The organism is Flammeovirga sp. AWQ4_249 (assembly GCF_056161045.1).
Map to the genome: position 1 here is coordinate 70,626 of NZ_JBSWYJ010000016.1, position 23,847 is coordinate 94,472.

15 protein-coding genes are annotated in these 23,847 nt (G+C 31.7%); 9 read left to right on the top strand and 6 right to left on the bottom strand.

Translation table 11 applies throughout. The features are described from left to right. Positions 1-21 precede the first annotated feature (21 nt). Together ACXAHM_RS13545 and ACXAHM_RS13550 are read right to left on the bottom strand one after the other, a co-directional pair. Positions 22-3,135, bottom strand: coding sequence for a SusC/RagA family TonB-linked outer membrane protein (locus ACXAHM_RS13545; RefSeq protein ID WP_474960981.1), 3,114 nt, complete (start codon positions 3,133-3,135; stop codon positions 22-24). 440 nt (positions 3,136-3,575) lie between these two features. Continuing rightward, positions 3,576-4,832 carry a competence/damage-inducible protein A gene (locus ACXAHM_RS13550; protein ID WP_474960982.1) on the bottom strand — a complete coding sequence of 419 codons (1,257 nt, stop codon included), beginning with the start codon at positions 4,830-4,832 and terminating at the stop codon, positions 3,576-3,578. A gap of 52 nt (positions 4,833-4,884) precedes the next feature. On the opposite strand from ACXAHM_RS13550, the gene ACXAHM_RS13555 reads away from it, so the two are divergent. Then, positions 4,885-6,063 (top strand): anhydro-N-acetylmuramic acid kinase, encoded by a 1,179-nt coding sequence (locus tag ACXAHM_RS13555; protein WP_474960983.1) that lies wholly within the window; start codon positions 4,885-4,887, stop codon positions 6,061-6,063. A 33-nt stretch (positions 6,064-6,096) separates the two neighbouring features. Beyond that, the gene (locus ACXAHM_RS13560) at positions 6,097-6,687 is read left to right on the top strand and encodes a rhomboid family intramembrane serine protease (protein ID WP_474960984.1); all 591 of its coding nucleotides are present in this window, start codon (positions 6,097-6,099) and stop codon (positions 6,685-6,687) included. 60 nt (positions 6,688-6,747) lie between these two features. Here ACXAHM_RS13560 and ACXAHM_RS13565 read toward each other — a convergent pair whose 3' ends face one another. Then, positions 6,748-8,307 carry an arylsulfatase gene (locus ACXAHM_RS13565; RefSeq protein WP_474960985.1) on the bottom strand — a complete coding sequence of 520 codons (1,560 nt, stop codon included), beginning with the start codon at positions 8,305-8,307 and terminating at the stop codon, positions 6,748-6,750. A 377-nt stretch (positions 8,308-8,684) separates the two neighbouring features. Here ACXAHM_RS13565 and ACXAHM_RS13570 point away from each other — a divergent pair, with 377 nt between their 5' ends. Together ACXAHM_RS13570 and ACXAHM_RS13575 are read left to right on the top strand one after the other, a co-directional pair. Then, on the top strand, positions 8,685-8,855 hold the full coding sequence (locus tag ACXAHM_RS13570) for a hypothetical protein (RefSeq protein ID WP_474960986.1): 171 nt from the start codon (positions 8,685-8,687) through the stop codon (positions 8,853-8,855). A gap of 110 nt (positions 8,856-8,965) precedes the next feature. Beyond that, complete coding sequence (locus ACXAHM_RS13575) at positions 8,966-11,239, top strand: glycoside hydrolase family 20 protein (protein WP_474960987.1); 2,274 nt, start codon at positions 8,966-8,968, stop codon at positions 11,237-11,239. A 27-nt stretch (positions 11,240-11,266) separates the two neighbouring features. On the opposite strand, the gene eat is transcribed toward ACXAHM_RS13575, so the two are convergent. The 3 genes from eat to ACXAHM_RS13590 form a co-directional block, all read right to left on the bottom strand. Continuing rightward, positions 11,267-12,604 carry an ethanolamine permease gene (gene eat, locus ACXAHM_RS13580; RefSeq protein ID WP_474960988.1) on the bottom strand — a complete coding sequence of 446 codons (1,338 nt, stop codon included), beginning with the start codon at positions 12,602-12,604 and terminating at the stop codon, positions 11,267-11,269. Between the two features lie 119 nt (positions 12,605-12,723). Beyond that, the gene (locus ACXAHM_RS13585; RefSeq protein WP_474960989.1) at positions 12,724-14,364 is read right to left on the bottom strand and encodes an AMP-binding protein; all 1,641 of its coding nucleotides are present in this window, start codon (positions 14,362-14,364) and stop codon (positions 12,724-12,726) included. Between the two features lie 162 nt (positions 14,365-14,526). After that, positions 14,527-17,922, bottom strand: coding sequence for a hypothetical protein (locus ACXAHM_RS13590; RefSeq protein WP_474960990.1), 3,396 nt, complete (start codon positions 17,920-17,922; stop codon positions 14,527-14,529). A gap of 400 nt (positions 17,923-18,322) precedes the next feature. On the opposite strand from ACXAHM_RS13590, the gene ACXAHM_RS13595 reads away from it, so the two are divergent. The 5 genes from ACXAHM_RS13595 to rfbB are packed head-to-tail and all read left to right on the top strand — an operon-like array spanning position 18,323 to position 23,847. Next, entirely contained in the window at positions 18,323-19,138 is an 816-nt protein-coding gene (locus tag ACXAHM_RS13595; RefSeq protein ID WP_474960991.1) for a polysaccharide biosynthesis/export family protein, read from the top strand. Positions 19,139-19,141: 3 nt separating this feature from the next. Then, complete coding sequence (locus ACXAHM_RS13600; protein ID WP_474960992.1) at positions 19,142-21,505, top strand: polysaccharide biosynthesis tyrosine autokinase; 2,364 nt, start codon at positions 19,142-19,144, stop codon at positions 21,503-21,505. 20 nt (positions 21,506-21,525) lie between these two features. Beyond that, positions 21,526-22,230: a hypothetical protein gene (locus ACXAHM_RS13605; RefSeq protein ID WP_474960993.1), complete on the top strand. Its 705-nt coding sequence runs from the start codon at positions 21,526-21,528 to the stop codon at positions 22,228-22,230. A 23-nt stretch (positions 22,231-22,253) separates the two neighbouring features. Continuing rightward, a complete protein-coding gene (locus ACXAHM_RS13610; protein WP_474960994.1) occupies positions 22,254-22,760 on the top strand; it encodes a UpxY family transcription antiterminator in 507 nt (168 codons plus the stop codon). 34 nt (positions 22,761-22,794) lie between these two features. After that, positions 22,795-23,847 carry a dTDP-glucose 4,6-dehydratase gene (gene rfbB, locus ACXAHM_RS13615; RefSeq protein ID WP_474960995.1) on the top strand — a complete coding sequence of 351 codons (1,053 nt, stop codon included), beginning with the start codon at positions 22,795-22,797 and terminating at the stop codon, positions 23,845-23,847.

The following is a 23,847-nucleotide window of genomic DNA, read 5'->3' on the forward strand; positions in this document are numbered from 1 at the left end:
TGTTATAAATTTAAATTAGACTTAGAATGAAGTAGAAATACCGAAAAGAACTTTTCTTGAGATTGGGTAAGTACCATAATCAATACCTTGAGAATTATTACCACCACTACCAACTTCAGGATCTAAACCATCATAATTTGTGAAAGTGAAGAAGTCATTAAGAGATACATAAACTCTTGCATTAGCAAGGAACGCTTTCTTAGCAATATTTGAAGGTAATGTATAACCTAATTGAATCTGTCTAATCTTTAAATAAGTAGCATCTTGTACAAGAAGATCACTCTTATAATATCTGTCGCTATCATATGAAGCTCTTGGGTATGTAGCTACATCACCATCTTGTCTCCAACGATCTTGTGTAATACTTTGTAACCTGTTATTTGTATATCTATCCGCTCTAATGAAACCAATAAAGTTTTGGTTACCAGTAGCTCCTTGTAAGAAGATATTCAAGTCAAAACCTTTATAACCAAGGTTAATATTAGCACCATAGATAAATGTTGGGTGTGGAGAACCAATATTTGTCAAATCCTCCTCATTAATAGTACCATCGCCATTTACATCTTTTACTATTACATCACCTGGACTAAAGCCTGATGCGTCATCAGTGATACCATTTTCTTCGATCCACTGACTTACATGCTGTTGATCTCTGAAGATACCATCAGTTTTGTAACCTCTGTAGTACCAGATAGGTTGACCTTCTTCGAAATATGTTAGAGTATTTAATGTTGGTAAGCCAGCCCCTGCAATTTCCGTAAATTCGTCACTCACGCTAATTACTTCATTATTATTGATTGAAGCATTAAAGCTTACATCATATGTAAATGCTTTTTCCTTATTTCTGTAACCTAAAATGAATTCAAAACCTTCATTTGAAACTACACCTGCATTAGCAAAAGGAGCATTATTACCTAAAGATGGTGGTGGAGTAGCAGGAGTAAGTAGATCTTTCGTTAATTTCTTATAATAGTCAAATGTGAAATAAAGTTTGCTATCAAAAGCTCTTAAATCGATACCAATATCTGTTTGCTCTGATCTTTCCCATCTTAAGTTTTCATTAGCTAATAACTCTGGCTCAGCACCTGGTAATGGTGTTCCTTGAGCATCAGGATATGCAATATTAGCTGTAGTAATATAAGAGTTAAACTGACCTTCACCTAAGTTAGAAATACTACCATTTTGTCCCCAACTTGCTCTAACTTTCAAGTAATCAATTGCTTTAACTTGCCAGAAAGATTCATTAGAAACATTCCAACCAAGAGATATTGAAGGGAAATTAGCTTGTCTGTAAGCTGGACCAAATAATGAAGAACCGTCTCTACGTAAAGTCGCCTCTAACATATATCTGTTATCATAGTTATATGATAAACGTCCAAAGTATGAAGTCATCGTTCTTTTAGATGCAGAACCTGTTACTCGGTCATTCTCTCTTGATGTTACAAAATCAGGATATCTAAATTCATCAATTTCTTGAACCATATTACCAGCTCTTGTGTATGTACCTCTCCAATTATTTTCTTGAGCTGACATACCTGCCAATAAAGTAAATGAGTGCTTATTAATTTCTTTTGTATAAGTAGCAAAGTTTTCCCATAACCAAGTATTCCAAGCAGTTTCATTGATAGATACTGTAGGAGCATTACTTAATGCTTGATCATGTACCCAGAAAGATGGGTTAAAACTGTTATAACTTCCATATCCTAAATCAACACCAATTCTTGAACTAATTGTTAAACCTTTAATTGGCTTTAAATTAATTTGACCTGTTGAAACAACTTTATTTTCAGTATAAATACCTCTTTCATTCTCTAAACGAATGAATGGGTTATAAGTATCACCATCAACACCAAATCTACTTGAAATACCATAATAATGACCTTTTGAATCAGTCAATAACAATTGACCAGCATTAACTGCATCTTGCATATAAGATGGCAATTGATTAGGAGCATATGTTGGTGAGATATTTGGATCCATCATTAATGCACTATTTAATACACCTTGATAAGCATCATCCTCTGCTACAGATCTTCTTGATGAGTTAGTAAATGCAACATTAGCTTGAATATCTAACCATTCTTTAACATCTCTTCTTAAGTTTAATCTACCAGTTATTCTTTCATAACTAGCTTTATCACCTCCAATAATACCATCTTGTGATGTATAACCAGCACTCAATAAGTATGTACCTTTATCTGAGCCTCCAGAAAATGCTAAATTATGATTAACCATTGGAGCTTGTTGAGCAACTTCATCTACCCAATTCGTACCTTGAGCACTGCTACCTGGTGCTAATTCATTAACGGTAAAACTAGGGTCTCTATCAGTCATAAATTCATTATACTGAGTAGCATTCATCATGCTTGGTGTATTACCGATTGATTGAATACCATACTGGAATGAGTAATCAATTTTTGAAGTACCTTTCTTACCTGATTTTGTAGTAATCATTACAACACCATTAGCACCTTCTGTACCATAAATTGCTGATGATGCTGCATCTTTTAGTACTTCCATTGATTCAATATCTTGAGGTGATAAGAAGCTGATATCACCTGTCTTCATACCATCAACAATGTATAATGGATCACTGTTTCCATTAGAACTTGCTCCACGAATACGAATTTTTAATCCGTTACCAGGAGAACCTGATTGAGGAGTAACAGAAACACCTGCAGCCTTACCTTGAAGTGCTTGTTGAGGTGAAACTACAGAGCTGATCATTTCATCTGAATCAACACTTGCAATTGCACCAGTTACTAAGGATTTCTTTTTTACCCCGTAACCAACAACTACAACTTCTTCAAGTTGTTCTTGATCAATATCTAAATTAATATCAAATGTAGTTTTACTTCCAATAGCTTGTTCTAAAGTTTCATAACCTACAAATGAAAAAACTAAAGTTTCAGCATCTGCTGGTACATTTAACTTAAATTTACCATTGAAATCAGTTACAGTACCTACAGTAGTGCCTTTAATTTTCACGTTTACTCCTGGCAGTGGTGCAGAAGATTCATCTAATATTGTACCTGTCAACACTTTTTCTTGTGCCCAAAGTTGAGCACTAAAAAGCAACACAAAAGCAAATGAGAAAGCCCAAATTTTGCTTCTAAGATTTAATAGTTTGTGCATGTTTTTTTTAGTAAAAAGAAATAATAAAAAGTAATAATGAGGCCCTAAGGACTCTTTCATTTTTAGCAAGTAGCTAAACGTAGTTATTGAAATGCTTTACGTTCTGGTTTTATAAATTGTGTTTTAGTTTAGAATGTAAAACAAAAAAATTAGTTTATACTTCAATCATAAAATAGACTTTAAATTTTCATTTCATTACCTGACGTCGTTATACAATTTTACAACTGCTTTTAAAATTTTCAAAAAAAGGTTAAACACATTTTTTCACTTTCATTACTACATTAATACACAAATCACTATATAAACAACTGTTAATTAATAGCTTAAGTGTTATTTTTCATTATGTTTTATTTACACTTATAAAAAACTAGATTATCAGAATTTTATATAAAAAACAGGCTATTTGTTCTTAAAAAAATCATTTAATAAAAAAAATGGACTTAAATAAGTCCATTTACTTCTTCAAATAACCATTTAAAAATTGTGTTTGTTGATATTGTTACATTTAGTTTTCGGTTATTATAGAGTTGTAATAGTTTAGCTTCTGTTTTATCTTTTGATGACAAAGCAATCCAAACTGTACCAACAGGTTTTTCTTCAGTCCCTCCTCCTGGCCCTGCTATTCCTGTTGTTGAAATTCCAAAGTCTGTATTATATTTCTTACGAACATTTTTTGCCATTTGTATTGCTACATCTTCACTTACTGCACCAAATCTTTCTATACTTTCTTTCTTTACACCTAACTGAGTTATTTTAATTTCATTACTATATGATACAATTCCTCCCTTATAAATAGATGAACATCCGGGAATTGAAGTTATTGATTTTGCTACATTTCCACCTGTACAAGATTCAGCAGTAGCAAGAGTTAATTTATTTTCATTTAAAAGATTGACTAAAACTTGTTCTATATCTACATCATCTTCGGCATATAATTTTTCCTTTAAAATACTTCTAAGTTCAGTTACTGCTTTTTCTACTTTCTTATCCAAAGCTTCTTTATTAAAACCAGTTGCTGTAATTCTCAATCTAACTTGACCTAATCTAGGTAAGTAAGCTAAACTTAATTCCTCTGGTAAATTTTCTTCCCAATCTTCAATCAAAACAGCTAGTTGAGATTCAGGAATTCCCATAGTTCTCAACATTTTGTGTTGAATAAATGGTGTTTTATATTTTTCTTGAAGTTGATTTAAAACATAATTTTCCATTAAATGCTTCATCTCATGAGGTACACCTGGCATTGATACAATTGTTTTACTTCCATTTTCAAACCACATTCCTGGAGCTGTTCCCACTTTATTCATCAGTACTTTTCCATTAGCAGGAACTTCAGCTTGTAATCTATTTAACTCAGTGAGTTCTCTATTTCTAGCCTTGAAAAGTTCAGCAATATTATCATACACTTCTTGATGGAAAGTCATTTCTACACCAAAATATTCAGCAATCGTTTTTTTGGTTATATCGTCTTTTGTTGGTCCTAATCCTCCTGTTATTAATACAATATCTGCTCTTGATTGGGCTTCATCAAGAATATTCAATATTTCTTCTTTGGTATCACCTATTGAAGTTTTACGTATTACTTTGAAACCTTTTTTATTTAATTCTGTTCCCATCCATTGTGAATTGGTATCGGTAATTTGTCCATATAGGATTTCATCTCCTATTGTAACTATTTCTACGTAAGTATGTATTTTCATTGCTTTTTATAAATGTATATGCGAAATTAAAAGACTTAAATCTTTAACTAAAATGAGTAGTAAAAACAAATTTCGTTTAATAGGTGTGATGTCCGGTACAAGTTTGGACGGAATAGACCTATGTTATGCTGAATTTTGGAAAGATAGCCAAAAACATTGGCGATATATAATGCCTCATACGGATAGTATTGACTATGATGAGGAATGGAGAGATAAATTGAACTCTGCAGAACATCTTTCTGCATATGAATATATAAAACTTGATCGTGCATTAGGTAGAAAATTTGGTAAACATGTTAGATCATTCATAGACAAGAACAACCTAAAAGCTGATTTTGTTTGCAGTCATGGTCATACAATTTTTCATCAACCTGAAATTGGAATTACATCTCAAATTGGTCATGGCCCTGCCATAGCTAGATATTCGGGTTGTAATGTTATAAATGATTTTAGAGTTGCTGATGTTGCTTTTCAAGGACAAGGAGCTCCTTTAGTTCCCATAGGTGACCGCCTTTTATTTCATGAATATCATTACCGTTTAAATCTTGGAGGTATTGCCAATATTTCTTTTGAAATAAATAATGAAACAATTGCTTTTGATATTGCTCCTGCCAATATGCCATTGAATCATTTTGTCAGAGAAATTGGAAAAGAATTCGATGAAAATGGAGAAATTTCCAAAAAGGGAACAATCGATCAAGATATTCTTCATCAATTAAATCAATTGTCATTTTATTCTACTTTCGAAGTAAAATCATTAGGAAAAGAGTGGTTTGTGGATACCTATTTACCATTGATTTCTAAAATTGATAAATTAGAAGATCGATTAGCTACTTCTATTGAGCATACAGCTATTCAAATTAGTAGAGTTCTTGATTTTGCATCAGAAAGTTCAAAATTACATTTTGGTAAAGAAAAACTATTAGTAACGGGTGGAGGTACATTTAATACTTTTTTGATGGATCGAATACAATATCACAGTAAAAATATTGATGTTGTTATTCCTGAAAAAGAAATTATTACTCATAAAGAAGCCTTACTTTTTGCTTTTCTAGGTTGCCTACGTTTAAAAAATGAAATTAATTGTCTTAAAAGTGTGACAGGCGCTATTATAGATAACTGCGGAGGAGTAATCCATACTCCTTTTGTACCAAAAGAGGACGAAAAACCCTCAATTATAGAAACAGAAGAAATGCCTTCATTTAATAAAATTATCGGATGTGGTGGATAAATATGAATATTTAGCACGCAAAAATGTCAAATTATGAAAATTCAATATAACGCCCCAGTAACACTTACTTTTACTTTTATTAGTGCCACATTTATCATTCTTAAAGAATTTTTCGGCTTAGAATTTCTAACAGGGATATTCTCAGTTGGTGGTTTTGGTCAAATGAGTTTAAGTAATCCAATAACATATTTTCGTTTATTCTCTCATGTTATTGGCCATGCTAATTGGGGACATTTCATGAGTAATTTCACTTATATCCTTCTATTAGGGCCAATATTGGAAGAAAAATATGGAAGCAAACAATTATTATATATGATCGTTGTTACTGCTTTCATTACTGGAATGATCAATGCAATCTTTCTAAGTAGTGGATTACTTGGTGCTAGCGGTGTAGTATTTATGTTTATTTTATTGAGCTCAATTGTCAATGTACAAAAAGGAAGTATCCCATTAACTTTCATATTAATAGTTTTCTTATTTATCGGGCAAGAACTTTTAAACGTATTTGATAATGACAATATTTCACAACTTGCTCATATTGTTGGTGGAATCTGTGGGGCAATTTTTGGTTTTGGATTAAATAAACGATCTACTAAAAGAGTAACTGGAAATAATTTAGTATAAATAAAAATGCCCCAACACTAAAACTAGTGATGGGGCTTGCAATATATAGAATATATACGATTAATTCTTCGGAGTTCTGTCCATCATTTGGTATAACATCTCTTGCATTTTGCCAGGAGATAATAGTTCTGGACGTTGGCGTGGAGGGAAATCTTTGAATGACATAAAGAATTCACCTAACTTCTCTTTTGCAGGAACAAATAACCACATTTTTTGTCCGTACCACTTCAAGTACATACCTGAATGATCAGCCATTTCGTAAGGATCTTGACCTAAGTTGTAGATTTTTGGCCATGATAATGCAAACCTATGACCTGAGAACCACATGTCAGGACCTTCACCTTCTTGAATAATGAAGTGGATTTTCCAATCGTTCCAACGCATAGCTTGAATCATACCATTGTCAGCTACATAGAAGAAAGTATCTCTTCTTGATTTTTCCTCTTTACCAGTGAAGTAATCCCATTGGTTGTATCCATCCAAATGTACTTTGTAGGTAGATTCTTCACCTTTGTAACCTGTTTTCAATGTTTCTTTCAAATCATCTTGACCAGTAACAGCAGCATATAATGTTGGCATCATATCTTCGTGAGAAACAATACCATTTAATCTACGACCAGTTTCTTTAATACCGTTAGGGTACTTGATAACGAAAGGCACTCTTACACCACCTTCCCAAGTAGATCCTTTTTCACCTCTAAATGGAGAGATACCACCATCAGGCCATGTCATTTTTTCAACACCGTTATCAGTTGTAAAAATTACAATTGTATTATCTTCAACACCTAAACGTTCTAAAGTTGATAATAACTCTCCAACTTGATTGTCTAATTCAGTCATACCAGCTCCATATAAACCGTAATCGTGAACTAATTTTTTAGACTCTTCAGTTAAGTGAGTGAAAACGTGCATACGAGTAGAATTAAACCATACGAAGAAAGGTTTATCTTCTTTTACAGCATTTTCCATGAAATTGATAGATGCGTTCATGAATTCAGCATCAACAGTTTCCATTCTTTTTTTATTTAATGGACCAGTATCAGAGATACGACCATCAGCATATGAGTGAATTACACCTCTTGGACCATATTTTTTCTTGAATTCTGGATCAGTAGGGTAAGCAGGATCTTCTGGCTCTTCTTCCGCATTCAAGTGGTAAAGGTTACCAAAGAATTCATCGAAACCATGATTTGTTGGTAAAAATTCATCTCTATCACCTAAGTGGTTTTTACCAAATTGACCTGAAGTATATCCAAGTGGTTTTAAGATCTCAGCAATTGTTGGATCTTCTTTTTGAATACCAATTTTAGAACCTGGCATACCGATAGTAGATAAACCTGTTCTTAATGGTGACTGACCTGTAATAAATGCTGCTCTACCAGCTGTACAAGATTGCTGCGCATATTCAGATGTTAGAACTACACCTTCTTTACCAATCCTATCAATATTTGGAGTTTGGTAAGCAAGCATACCATTGTTGTATGTAGAAATGTTTCCATATCCTACATCATCACCCATAATAACAAGAATGTTAGGTCTTTGATTTTTCTTTGATTTTTGAGCAAATAATGCCCCTGTAACGGTTAATAAAACCGATAACGATAATAAAATTTTTCTCATTTCTAGTTGGTCATTTTAAGCCCGAGGGCTTCTCATATCAATTGTAAACAGTCTCTTTTCTCGAGATTTTTTCGATCTGTGTTACAAACATAGAAAAATTTATTTAGTTTGATATCAAACTTAATAAAACATTAACAGTTAATTATAATTTTAACCCTACTTATAAAATAAGTGTTTACAAATCAACTATACCCCTTCAAAAGGTCTAAAATATGATATTACTTTCTATCAATATTTTTATTTAAATTAATTGCTTATTAAACAATCACTATCAATTTTAGATATAATGAAATAGAAAATATCAATTTCCCTTACTTATTCTTATTCACTAATTTTGAATCATCAATCAAATAATAATTAACTCTAGATTAAATACTATGAAAAACAAAAACACATATCAAGATTGTCCTAACTGCTGGGGATACCAAGAATATATAACTAACCAAAACAAAGAGAATAAAAAAGAGGATAATGTAGAGAATAAACCTGTAAAACTATTTAGTATTTCAGGAACATCAATTGAAGAAAGCGACCTTCTCTATAAATAATACTTTCTACAAAAAGCCATGTAAATTCATGGCTTTTCTTTTTAATATACATTAAATATTAGATCTTTATAGTACTTCAGTTATTTATAATCTACTACTACAAACATCTAATGAAAAACTTCATACTTCATTCTATTATAGGATGCTTCATCTTATTTTCATGCACAAAAAATGCAAGTGATTCACAGGTATACATTATCCCTGAACCTTCATCAATCCAATATGCGAATGGTAATTTTATTTTAAATAATGAAACTACACTTTTCGCTGAAAATGGGTTAGATGTTCAAAAAGCATTATTGAATGAATTTATCATTCAAACGAAAAATCCTCCTTTAAATGAAACTGAGCATCAACAGAAGAATCAGATTCAATTGACTTTGAATAATTCTTTGAAAAAGGAGGAATATATTTTAAAAGTTACTCCTCAAAATATTATAGTTGAAGGAAGTGATGAACAAGCAATTCTATGGGGGATACAAACGCTAAGACAAGTTATAGTAAATCACCCTCAAAACTCTTTTCCATCTTTAATTATTAAAGATCAACCAAGATTTGCTTATAGAGGAATGCATCTAGATGTTGGTAGACATCTGTTTCCAGTTACATTTATCAAGAAATACATTGATATTCTTTCATTGCATAAAATCAATACATTTCATTGGCACCTTACAGAAGACCAAGGATGGAGAATTGAAATAAAGAAATACCCTAAATTGACTTCAATAGGTGGCTATAGAAATGGAACTGTAGTCGGACATCATGGTAGTAGTAATACATATGATGGAAAAAGATATGGTGGTTTTTATACACAAGAGGAAGTCAAAGAGATAGTTCAATATGCAAAAGAACGTGGTATGCAAGTTATTCCTGAAATTGAATTGCCCGGACATGCTTTGGCTGCATTATCTTCTTATCCAGAATTTGGTTGTACAGGTGGTCCTTACGAAGCTGCTCAAACCTTTGGTGTTTTTGAAGACGTCTATTGTGCTGGGAATGATGACACCTATTCTTTTTTAGAAGATATTATAGACGAAATCCTTCCTTTATTTCCTTCTGAATATATTCATATAGGTGGAGATGAATGTCCAAAATCACAATGGAAAAAATGTCCAAAATGTCAGAAAAGAATTAAAGATGAAGGGTTAAATAACGAACATGAATTGCAAAGCTATTTCGTTCAACGAATGGAAAAATATATCAATGGAAAAGGTAAACGAATGATAGGTTGGGATGAAATTTTAGAAGGCGGTTTAGCTCCTAATGCAACTGTAATGTCTTGGAGAGGTACAGAAGGAGGAATTGCAGCTGCAAAAGAAAAGCATGAGGTTATCATGACTCCTGGTAATTTTGTTTACTTTGATCACTATCAAAATGAAGATATAGAGAATGAACCTATGGCAGTTGGTGGTTATACTTCAGTCAAAGAGGTATATGGATATGAGCCTATTCCTTCAAGTCTTTCAACAGAAGAACAAAAATACATTATTGGTGTTCAGGGAAATGTTTGGACGGAATACATGAAAACAGGACAAAAAGTAGAATATATGCTAGTTCCTAGAATTACAGCATTATCAGAAATTGCATGGTCAACCCCTGATCATAAAAATTGGGAGAGCTTTAAAAATAGATTAAATTATATTCAAAAACTTTATGATTTAATGAATATCAATTATGCTACTCACCTTTTTAATGTTGTCACTGAAATTAAAGCTGACACAACATCAAGGGATCTTGTTGCTACTTTAGAAACTACTTCTCCTTCTCCTATTTACTATACTTTAGACGGTACCATACCTACCAATAAAAGTTTGATATATAAAGAGCCAATTCATATCAACAAATCATTGACATTAAAGGCGACAACTATTTCAGGTAAAGTATATTCTGAAAGAAGTATTAATTTTCATAAAGGTGCTTTTAAAGAACTTGAACTATTGTCTTCAACTGATGAAAAATACTTTACAAAAGGTTCAGTACCTCTACATGATGGTTTGAGAGGGTCATTGATTTATAATAGTGGAACATGGGTCGGGTTTAACCATGGAGATTTTAAAGCCGTCATTGATTTAAGTAAATCAGAAGAAATTTCAACTGTAATTATTGGTACACTGATTAAAAAGAAAAAAGGAATCTTTGGACCAAAAGAAATCTCCATTTACACATCAATTGATGGTGAAAAATATGATAAAGTAGCTACTAAAAAAGGAGAAAAAACTACTCAAGAAACTAGTGATGGTATTACTGATTTCAAGTTAGACTTCTCTCCCCTTCAGGCTAGATATATTAAAATAGAAATAGACAATTATGGTTCTCTTCCTAAATGGCATAGTTTAAAAGGAAAAGAAGCTTATATATTCTTAGATGAGATTATCATTGAATAATCAATGAAATGAGCTAGGGTAAAATCCTTAGCTCATTTCCCCTACTTCTTGTGGTGAATATTCCTTCTCACTTAATAAGAAGTAGACATAAGAAACACCCATTATCAACAGAAAAATCCCAGCTAAAAATAGGTTATAAAAAGTCATTGCAATTAATGATACAGATGCTATCACTAAAGCTATTGTAGGAAATATAGGATAAAAAGGTACTTTATAAGACCTCTTTAAATTAGGTTCATTCTTTCGTAAAGCAAACAAACTTAGCATTGAGATAATATAGAGTGTTAATGCACCAAAACATGCTATAGTAATTATTTCTCCTGTTTTCCCAGTAAACAACGCTATTATACCGATAACCATATTTACTAATAATGCATAGATAGGTGTTTTGTATTTTGAATGAATTTTACCTAAAAAGCGAGGAGCATACCCTACTCTTCCAAATTCAAATGTTGATCGCCCTGCCGCCAATATAATACCGTGGAAGGAAGCTATTAGACCTAACAAACCAATACCAATTAATAGTTTATAAAGTATATGACCTTTTGCCACAACTTGTCCTAGAGCTAAAGGTAGTGGTGAATCTGATGTAGCTAAAGAAGATGTATCTGTATATACTACTTTCTCCCATCCTCCTACACCTACTGCAGCTAAGAAAGTAAGTATACATAAGAAAACAAGAGTTACGATTGCTGAACCAAACCCTAAAAAGATACTTCGTTGAGGATTTTTTGCTTCTTCAGCAACATTTGCAATTCCTTCAATAGCTAGAAAGAACCAAATAGCAAATGGAATTGATGCAAATATACCTTCATAACCAAAAGGCATCGCATTAATTTCTAGATTAGAAACCTCAAAATGTGGAAGTGTAAATCCAGCAAAAAGAAGTAATTCAATTACTGCTAAAACTGTTACGATTAATTCAAAAGAAGCTGCTAGATGAACACCTAAAATATTGATTGCTGTAAAAATAAAATAGGCTCCGATGGCAAAATACATAACATCAATTTCTGGATAAATCAAATTAAGATAAGCCCCAATAGCAGCAGCAATAGCAGGAGGTGCAAAGATAAATTCTATATTTTGTGCCATACCTCCAAGAAATCCAAAATGCTTCCCTAAACCTCTATGTGCATATTCAAAAGCTCCACCAGCCTTAGGAATTGCACATGCTAATTCTGTATAGGATAATGTAAAAGTTACATACATTATAATAATAAAAAAGGTTGCAATCGCTAAACCATAGGTTCCACCTTCTGCCAAACCCAAATTCCACCCAAAATACATTCCTGAGATAACATAGCCGACACCAAGACCCCAAAGCATTAATGGAGTAAGTGTTTTAGATAATTGAGGATTACTCATCTGCAATAGTTAAGTTTTAGAAAAAATATTTGTAATAAGATAAGGAAATAATAAGAGATAAAAAATAAGTACGTCATAAAAAAAGCCTCATGAAATTCATGAGGCTTAAAAGCAATTTTTTATTCAAAAATAACTGTTTCTTGTTCTTGGAACCACTGTGGATACAATGGTCTATGAATTTTCTCTAAGTTATTTCGTTTTAACTTTAATGTTGGTGTCAATAAGCCATTATCAATAGTCCAATCTTCTTTCATTACAATAGCTTTTGCTACTTTTTCATAATTTGGTAGTGTGGAATTTAAATCAGTTAATGACTTTTGTAATGATGATCTTAAGGCATCCTGAGATAATTGCTGACCACCTTCTGATGGTACAATTAAAGCAATTGGTTGAGGTATACCTGTACCCACTACACAAACTTGTTCTATATCTGGATTATCTGATAAAGGTAATTCCAAGTGGTTAGGAGAAATGTATTTCCCTTTATCTGTTTTAAATTGATCTTTCACTCTACCTACAATAGAAAGGTAGCCATCATGATCATATTCCCCTAAATCTCCTGTTTTTAAGTAGCCCTCAGCATCAAAAAGAGCTTTTGTTTGTTCTTCATCTTTATAGTAACCTAGTGTAAGGCACTCACTTAATAAACAAACTTCACCTTCGGGAGAAAGTTTCGTTTTAATGTGATCATATTTTTTACCAACTGTACCTATTTTATTGATACCTGGGAAGTTCATATGTGAAACACAAATATCTTCAGACATACCATATGCTTGATTTACATCAATTCCTAATGTCTTAAACCATTCTTGCAAATCTGGAGAAATTGGAGCAGCACCAGAAATTACTGATACAGCTTCTTGAAGACCTAAAGCAGAGATAATTTTCTTTTTGATAACCCCATTTATTACAGGAATTTTCAATAATAAGTTTAATCTACTCTGAGGCATTTTCTTTAAGATACTTTCTTGGAATTTTTGATAAATTCTTGGTACCGCAAAGAACATATGAGGTTTTGCTTCCGCCAAATTAGCAGGGAATGATTCTAACGATTCTGGGAAAGCAATACTACCTCCTAAATATAAACCAATGAATTCGTAAGCTGCTCTTTCTGCAATATGTGCTAAAGAAAGGAAAGCGAAGAATCTTGGATTTTGAGGTAAAGAGAAATGATGTTCAAATTCACTTACTGCAAAACGGACAGCACCATAACTATGCATTACTCCTTTTGGATTTCCAGTTGTTCCAGAAGTATATAAGATAGTCATCAAGTCATCTTTAGAAGGTTTATAAATGTCTTGAAGAGGTTCTGATTTTTGTACCAATGCATCCCATCCATATTCTTCTTGAACACCATGCATTTCAATTCCAATTTTCGGAATACCTTGTATACCGTCCTTTTGAGATGCATAATCATCTAGTTTACCAACAAAAATAGCTTTACTACCACTGTGTTCTAGAATTTGTTGAATAGTTACTTTATCTGTTGTTGGATAGATTGGAATACTGATACATCCTGCCATTAATATAGCAAGATCTGCCATAATCCAATGTGAACAGTTTTTTGATAAAATAGCTACATGACTTCCTTTTTCAATTCCCATCTCCAAAAGTGCAGTTGCCATTTTACGGCTTTGTTCACCTGCTTCTTTATAAGATACAGTAATTTTTTCACCATTAATATTCTGATGTAAAAAAGGTTGATTAGGAGTTTCTTTCTCCCATTTCTGAAAAGCATCTAATACAGATATAAAGCTCATAGTTCAGTGTTTATTTTAATTCTAAATAGTTTGGTTGATTAACAGAACAGTAGTTTTATAAAAATGATAATATTTAAGGATATTAACAAGCATTTAAACTAAGTATATCCAACGGAATTGTATTTTTTTTGTTTTTATTCATCAAATATGACTAACAGAATCTTAAAATAATGCAGTAAGATTCATGCTACCAATATGTATCGGTGAATTATTTTCAGATTTTCTACCATCATACTGTACTCTCAATTGCATTCCGTCAAATAAACTTTGTGTCCAAGCAATATTCCATTTCATATTAGTGCCTTCACTTAATGCGTCTAACATTTCATATCCAATTGCTGTATTACTGTCACCATCATAAGTCTGAAAAATAGCAGAACATTTAGCAGTTAAAGAGAATAAAGAAGCTTTCGACCATTTTGCTTCTAAGAATGCTTCTTGAATTTGAGCTCTTTCATTACGATTTTCGTCCAAAGTAATTCCTTCTTTATCTTTAATCTCATAACCAATTGTATACCTCATAAACAAATTTGGCTGATAAGACAATGTTGGTTTTATACCTAATTCTCTAATGGAATAATTACGATCTTCTAAGTAATCAGATCCTGAAAATATATCTCGTTGAAAACCTTCTAATCTAAGTGTAATGGCTTTTTTCAAGTTTATTCTACCTCCAAGTGAGTATCTTTGATCTTGTCTTTCTTCTCTACCTTGTGTTAATAATTGAGCACTTTCCAATCGAATTATTCTAAAATCTGCTCCATAAAAAGGGTTATTACGATTGTAGAAAAGGGTATTTCTAAATGAAAAATTATAAGCCAACATATCTTCGACAGCAACACTTCCGGGAAAAGGTGAGAATCGACCTTGAATATCTTCACTTAAACTTTTTTTATCTATTAATAAAGAAGCGTTATTAGAAAATTTTGAAATCATTTTTTTTATTGCCCCCTTTGTTCTCCAACTATTTGGAGATTTTAATGTCATTCTTAAATTTAGGGTTGAACGATAGGCTGGTATATATGTATCTGTGGGTGTATAGAATCTTGCATATTGCCTTTCATCGGGATTTTGAGCTAGAAAAAATTCATTTTGATCTTTTATTCCATCATCGTTTAAATCTCTCCAAGTGTGTGTTCCCTTTCCATCTTCTACTCTTACATAGACGAATTCTCTCATTAATTCTCTGGAAGAAGAAACAGTGTAAGTACCATTTAGTCTACCTACTCCTTTTCCAAATTTAATTCCCCCGACAATTCTTCCTTGAATTGATTCCTCATTTGTAGGTTCAGTTAAAGAATATTCTGTCCATTTTCTATACGTTGCTCCAACCGAAATATTTCCTCTATTACCAGCTCTTCCAATATCCATGGCATAGATATTAGAAACTGTTTGAAGCCTCATTTCACCTTCAATTGGCGATTTATCTTCCCTATAAGTATAGGATAATTGATAATCCCATTTCAAACTATCACCATTTTTAAGATAAGCTTGATGTTCTTGAAAATTCATCCAAGAATAAGCAATTGAATCCGTTTGTAATGATGTTGTTTCTTGTTGATCTAACTTGTATTTGTAACCAGGAATTAGATAATCACCTTTCCAAAAGATTTCTCCATTTAATTTATTCCAATTCGCTTCTTGATCTTCAACAAATAAAGTGGAGTGCATGGAATATACATCTCCTTTAAAATTTAATTTATCTATTGAATACCTTGCAGAAAGATCTTGTTGAAAACCATCTATTACATTTTCTCGATTTCTATGGTTAAAATCATACGCAATGAATCGATTTCTATCATCTCTTAATTCTATTCCTGTTTCAATATATAGTTCATTCCCTTTTGGGACATTATTATAATCTAATGCCCAATTTCTATCAAACTCAATACTTCTAAATCGATCAATACTAGTAAAATCCTCTTCTAAAAACATTAAACTTGCGTGTGTCGATATATATATATTCTCTTTTATTGGTCTTCTAGTAGAGGTTAAATCAACATTAATTGCTTTCCCTTTATTATCATCATTTCCATTTTCAGCAAAAAGATTAATATCTTGATTAGAAAAGGCCGTTTCTAGTTTTATTTTTTCATATTGAGAAATTTGATAATTCCCTCCAACGGTAATCATCTGTTTACTATTTGGAGCGACCAATTGTCTAACGGGTAAATACCTACCTTGACGAATGCCATTTATTGGAGAAACCCATTTATAATATCTTCCAAATGCGGTAATTTCATCTAATATATAATCACCGTTTCCTTTCCCAACATCAGAAAAACTGGCAGAATAGAGAATATCTTCACTTTTATATGCTCTTCTCAAACAAATCGTAGAAGTACCTTGATCTGTTAAAGTATCTATTTCTGTATATAAAACTCGATTAGGATCAAAAACAAAAACTGTATCGATAGCAGGAGCAAAAGCATATTGAAGACTATCCCCTATTCCTGCTAGGATTAATTTATCTTCATCAGAAAGTGTATAAAATAAAGAGCTATTCCTATCGTCTTTTTCTTGATAAAAATTGAAATATGCATTCCATTTGTCCCCTTTTAGTTGTTGACTTGCTTCGATAATAGATCTGCTATAATATTGGGAGGCATATTCATAATCTACCCTAATTCGAGTATACTGTGTTATAAGTATTTTCTCAGTAAAAGTTAGTTCAGAGGAATTATAATCAATCACATAATCAGCATCAAACCCTCTTTTTAATAATTTCCCATCAACAAATACTTTTTCAGAATTTGCGATTACAATAATATTATTTTCACCATTAGGGCCTAGTAATCTATAGGGGCCTAATACACCATCTAAAGGTTGAAGATTTGCGGAATAAAATTGCCCTTTTGCGATAGAAAATCCCCCCGAAGTAATTGACTTAATTTTTGAAGAGTCTTTTCCAAGGTAAACTTCAGCTTGTCCACCTTGTACATTCTTATTATATCTCAAAAATGTTCCGGGATTATTTCTCATCACTACGTCACCAGCAGCAAGTTTTGCATTATCATGTTTCATTTCAATATAGACTCTATCAAAATCTTGAATTTGCTGAGTATTACCTTCTGGTTGAAATGGGACATCTTGATCCGTAAGTATTGCTGTTAATTCAACATCATCAGTAATATTTCCTTTGAGTTGAAGATTCATGGCTGAGTTTACAAAAACATCTTGAGAATTACCCATTGAAAGTCCTCTTGTAAGACTTCCTGACTTTTCAATATTCGGAGCATGAAAAAGTTCTTCTCTCTTTTGCTTCTCTTCCACTTCCAGGATAAAATTATCTTTTGAATGATCAAGACCATATTCTCCATTTAGATATTTTTCATTGGATCGCAAGAAAGAATTTTGAGTGATGAAAGACGGGTATACTCTATATTCCAGAAGTACTGCAATATTTTTAACCGTGTCCCCAACATTGTTTATAAAACGAATTGTATTGTCATCATTAATGACAAATGATAGGCCTTCACTTTGAGGTTGTGATGCTATTATTTTTAAAGAATTCTTATAAATATTGGTTGAATCCAGACATATTCCATCAGCAGACACCCATTTCTTCTTTAATAATGAGGTCTGTCCAAAGATATTTGAAACTAAAAATAAGTTCAGGAGTATAATTAGACAGCGCGTGTACAAAGTGATATTGCTTTATTAATGAATTTACAAAGTCTAGACCAAACTCAAAAGAAAAACACGTATGATAAATTTAATTTTTCAAAGAAAGTATTTATCAATATATATATCTAAAAATCTGCCAATTGTAATTTTCTCTGAATGTGTTATGATTTAATGAGAACTCTCTCAAATCTTAGTAAGATTAAGTATTGAATTCGTAATTTTATAAGTGTTAAAAGGCAATATATGTCCTTATTATCCCTAAATTTAAAAAGAATAGAGGATTATAATTATACCTCTTTGATTCATATAAACCTATTAAAAACTAGGACCTTTGAATATCAAAAACTTACTGTTTAATTTCATTTTATTAGCTTTAATTTCAAGCAGTTGCGTCTCGAATAAGAAGCTAACTTATCTGAAACATGAAGGAGAACTTAAAAATGATGTTGTCTACGATTCTGTATACAGGCAACCTCAATCTGTCTCTTATGCGATTAATAAATTAAGGCCATTTGATCAAATAATGGTTGAAGTAAAAACTGTTACACCTCCTGAGTATAATCCTTTTGCATATGTAGAATCTATTGCAGGAAGTAATGTATCTAGTATGCAAAACCCAGAACAAGGTAGTGTACTAGGGTATATTCTTGATGAAAAAGGAGATGTTGATTTACCAATATTAGGTGTTGTACATTTAGGAGGACTGACATTTTCTGAAGCAGAACAAAAAATAAAGAAAGCATTAGATGGTTTAATGGATAACCCTGCTGTTAGAATCAAATTATTGAATTTCCGTTATTCAATTATAGGTGAGGTAGCACGGCCTGGTATTTATGGAACCTACAACAGAGAAATTTCAGTATTAGAGGCTGTTGCCAAAGCAGGTGGTATACAAGAGTTTGGTAATAGAGCTAAAGTAAAATTACTTCGTAAAAATGGAGATCATATAGATGTTATCTACCTAAATTTAAATGATGAAAACTTTATCAGTAGTCCTTATTACTATTTACATCAAGAAGATATCTTAGTCATTTTACCAATTGACCATAGACCTTCATTGGAATACATTCAAAAGAACGTATCTATAATTGCATCGATAACAGCTGCTATTGTATCGATAGTAACTTTAATTACTGTAAACCGATAAGCTATGACAGATATAGAAAACAACAATAACTCCTCAGGGCTTTCACCGGAAGATAAAGCGATTAAAGATCTAAAGAAATTATTTCATCAGTGTATTGAAAATTGGAAATGGATCTTATTATCTACTTCAATCTTTACATTAATAGCTATTGTAATTAGTTTAAGCCAAGTCAATCGATGGGAAATTACCACTGAATTAGTTAAGAAAAGTACTGAAGCCACAAGTAACTCTTCTGATTTCATGTCCATGCTTCCTATTGATGCAATGGGTGCTGAATTTAGTAAACTTAATATTGAATATGAAAAGAGATATTTCACTTCAGTAGAAGTATTGGATAAATTAATCGATGATTTAAAATTAAATATTCATTACTATCAGGAGGATTTCCTTAAAAGTGAGGAACTTTACAAAAAACGCCCATTTACTATTTTAGTTGGGTCAGATGCGAAATGGGCTCCCGTTGGTTTTTTAGTAGAAGTGACTGTTTCTCCTGACAAAAATTCTTTTTCTCTTGAAATTGATGATGAAGAAATTGGACCGTATTTCGAAAATAAAAAGTTTAACTTCAATGAGTCTAACAATGTAAATGGGTTTGTATTTACATTACAGAAAACTGGAGTTCCTTTTACAGAAAATGAACTCTCTTTTGCTATTAATTCGAAGAAATCAGAAATGAAAAATCTTCGAAAGAAGATAAGATTTAGTATTCTTGGAGAGAAAAATACCGATTTACCTCTGATTCAAATTGTTTCTGATGGCACTAATACAGAAAAAGAAAAAGATCTATTAACAGCATTAATTATTGCTGTTCAAAATAAGGATATTCAGGATAAAAACTTTGCCACTACTCAATCTGCAAAGTTTATTCAAAATCAACTTTATATCATTTCAGACTCAATGCAATTGATTGCAAATGATGTCTATAAGTTGAAGACTGAAAACACAGAATTAGCGGGTGGTGCTGAGTTAGTTTTTGAAAAAATATACAAGCTTGATGATAAACGAAATGAATTACAACTGAGTATTCGTTATTGTGATTATCTATTGCAAAGTTTAAGAAGTGGAAATCAAGAAGAAATTTTAATGCCAGAAGCATATGGTATCAAAGGTTCCCAATTAACAGATATGTTGAGTAAATATTCTGAATTAAAGCTTGAGGATGCATTATCAAATCAAAGATTAAAAAAATCAATTCTCTATCAAGAAGAACATATTGAAAGAGAAAAAGCATTAAAATCATTAAGACAAAAAATCATTGACGCAATTAAAAGCACTAAAAAAGCGTTAAACATTCAATTGGATGAACTTAATAGTGAATTGAGGAAGTCTATTAAATCCACAAATACACTATTATCTGAAGAAAAAACCTTACAAGATTATCAAAGATTATTTGAGACTCATGAACAATTATTCCGCCTATTATTAGAAAAACAAGCAGAGTATAATATTCGTGCAGCAAGTACAATTAGTGATTACACAATGCTAACAATTCCAGAAGTTAGTGAATTTCCTGTTTCTCCTAAAAGAAAACTAAATGTCATCATAGGTATTGCTATTGGATTAATATTACCTATTGCATTCCTTTATTTACGTGTTTTATTAGATAATACAGTCAGAGATGAAGAAGATATTAGTGAAATTTCTCAGAAGCCATTTATTGGTGAAATAGTTTCACAAGACACTTCTAAGTTACTAGATCCAATGACTAGATCTGTTGCTGCAGAGAGTTATCGAAACTTTAGAACCAATTTGCAATTTATGCTCGGGGAGAAAGAGAAGTTTACTATTCTATTCACCTCCTCCATTAGTGGTGAAGGAAAGAGTGTAACTTCAGCCAATTTGGCTAATTTCTATACCACATTAGGTAAAAAAGTACTTCTAATAGGTGCCGATTTAAGAAAACCTATTCTACATAAGTTATTTCCAAATAATAATGAGAAGATAGGTCTATCCAATTATTTAAGTTCTGAAAAAGACATTTCTACTTATATTCAAAAGACAGATGTAGGTAAATTTGATATTTTATTTGCCGGTACAATTCCACCTAACCCTACAGAATTATTACAAGGTCCAAAGATGGATGACTTGATGACTAAATTAAAAGAAATGTATGATATCATTATTTATGATACTGCACCAATTGGTCTTGTTAGTGATTCTAGAAAATTAATGGAAAATGTAGATATCGTCTGTTTTGCCACACGACAAGGTAGAACTCCTAAATCAATATTAGAAAAAACATTACAGGGATTAGACGGAACAGATATAAGAATGTCAATTTTCATGACTGATGTAAATATGAAACGTCATGGAGGGTATCATTACTCTTATTATGGTAAAGATTATATCTCATATTTGGAAGATTAAAAAATTAACAAAGTGATCATATGAAAACTAAGATTTCATTTATACTGCTTTTTCTTTACTTTTGCTCTACTACTTTATTTGCTCAAAAAAATAGTAGGTCAAAAGAAATGGCTGAAAACTCAAAGTATTCTCTTGTTGGTTTTAATGCAGGGATTGCATACTACTCAGGTGAATATGCAAATCAAGCTGGTGGTGAAATGAGTTTTTCAAACCCTGAACCCTCATTTACTGTGTATGGTCAAACCAAAATATCAAAGCGTTGGCACATAAAAGTTCAAGCCTCTTATTTGAAAATTTCCTCAAAAGATAAAAGAGATGGCTCTCCAAATTATGATCGCAAAGCTTTTTCATCAAACATTATTGACTTATCACCAATGTTGGTATTTGATATAGGTACTGGTAAGAAAGGAAAAGGAAGTGTTTACAGTAAGAAAAAAGTTAAAGTTTTGAACTGGTATCTGATGATGGGTACTGGACTATTTTATGCAGATGTAAGTAATTTTGTAGGTGGTTCTTCCGCTTCTAGAGTAGGTGGATCAATAACATTTGGTACAGGTTTAAGAAAAGCTATATCTGAAAAATGGGTATTAAACGCAGAAGCTTTACTTCGATTATCTTCATCTGATCAATTGGATGGAACTCCTAATTCAGCTATACCAGCTGATCTCTATATGACTGTTCAAATTGGTGCCGCTTATCGTATTCAAGGAAGAGATAAAAATTAATTCTTTCTTTTTAAATAATGCCTATGAATTCATTAAAATGGATGGTTGTTTATACCAAACCTCGAGCTGAAAAAAAGGTTACAGAAAGATTAACAAAAAAAGGATTTGAGGTATATTGTCCTTTGGTCAAAACTATTCGACAATGGAGTGATAGAAAGAAAAAAGTTGAAGTTCCTATACTTCCTTCATATGTTTTCATTAAGTTAAATGAGCATCAAAGATGGGATGTATTAAAAGATCCAAGTATCTTAAATTTTGTCTTTTGGTTAGGTCAACCAGCGATAATTAAAGATGAAAATTTAGAAGAATTCAAAAATTTTATTAGTACTAACCAAGAGGGATCTAGTTTTAAAATTGAGGAACTTGAAATAGGAGAAAAAGTACAGATTCAAAAAGGGCTAATGAAAGGTAAAAGTGCACAAATTACAGCCATAAATAACAAAAGAATCGAATTAATACTACCAGAAATTAATTTAAAAATAGTTTGTACACCAGAGAATACATTAATCAGAGAAAATTTAGTAATTTAGCAGCTTCTGTTGCAATTATTGTAAATAAAATTCAATGAAAAATATACTTATTACAGGAGGAGCCGGTTTTATCGGCTCTCATGTTGTCAGACGATTTGTGAATAATTACCCTAATTATCACATCTTCAATCTAGATGCTTTAACATACGCAGGTAATTTAGAGAACTTAAAAGATATTGAAGATAAAGCCAATTATACATTTGTAAAAGGAGATATTACTGATGAAGAATTTATTAATAACCTTTTCAAGGAACATAAATTTGAAGGTGTTATTCATTTAGCAGCAGAATCACATGTTGATCGTTCAATAAGTGATCCATTGGCATTTGCAAAAACTAATATTTTAGGTACTATGATTCTTCTTAATGCATTTAAGAATGAAATCGATTATGAGAATAATAAAGAAGCTTTATTCTATCATGTAAGTACTGATGAGGTATATGGTACTCTTGGTGAAACGGGATTATTTACTGAAACTACTCCTTATGATCCTAATTCTCCTTATTCTGCTTCAAAGGCAAGTTCAGATCATTTTGTAAGAGCTTATGGAGAAACTTATAAAATCCCATATTTGATTACAAATTGTTCTAATAATTATGGGCAATTTCAATTCCCTGAAAAATTAATTCCTCTTTGTATCAATAACATTTTGAATGGTAAACCTCTTCCAATCTATGGAGATGGAAAATACACAAGAGATTGGCTATATGTAGTAGATCATGCTATTGCTATTGACTTGGTTTTCCATAAAGGAGAAAATACAGAAACATATAATATTGGTGGTTTTAATGAGTGTCAAAATATTGACTTAGTAAAATTACTTTGTAAGCAAATGGATCTTAAATTAGGTAAAGAGGAAGGTACATCTGAACAACTAATTACTTTTGTAAAAGATAGACCTGGTCATGATTTACGTTATGCTATTGATGCAACCAAAATAAATAAAGAATTAGGATGGTCACCTTCTGTAACTTTTGAAGAAGGATTAAGTAAAACCATTGATTGGTATCTAAGCAACAAGGAGTGGCTAAAAAATGTCACTGAAGGAACATATCAAAAATACTACGACAATCAATATTCAAAATAA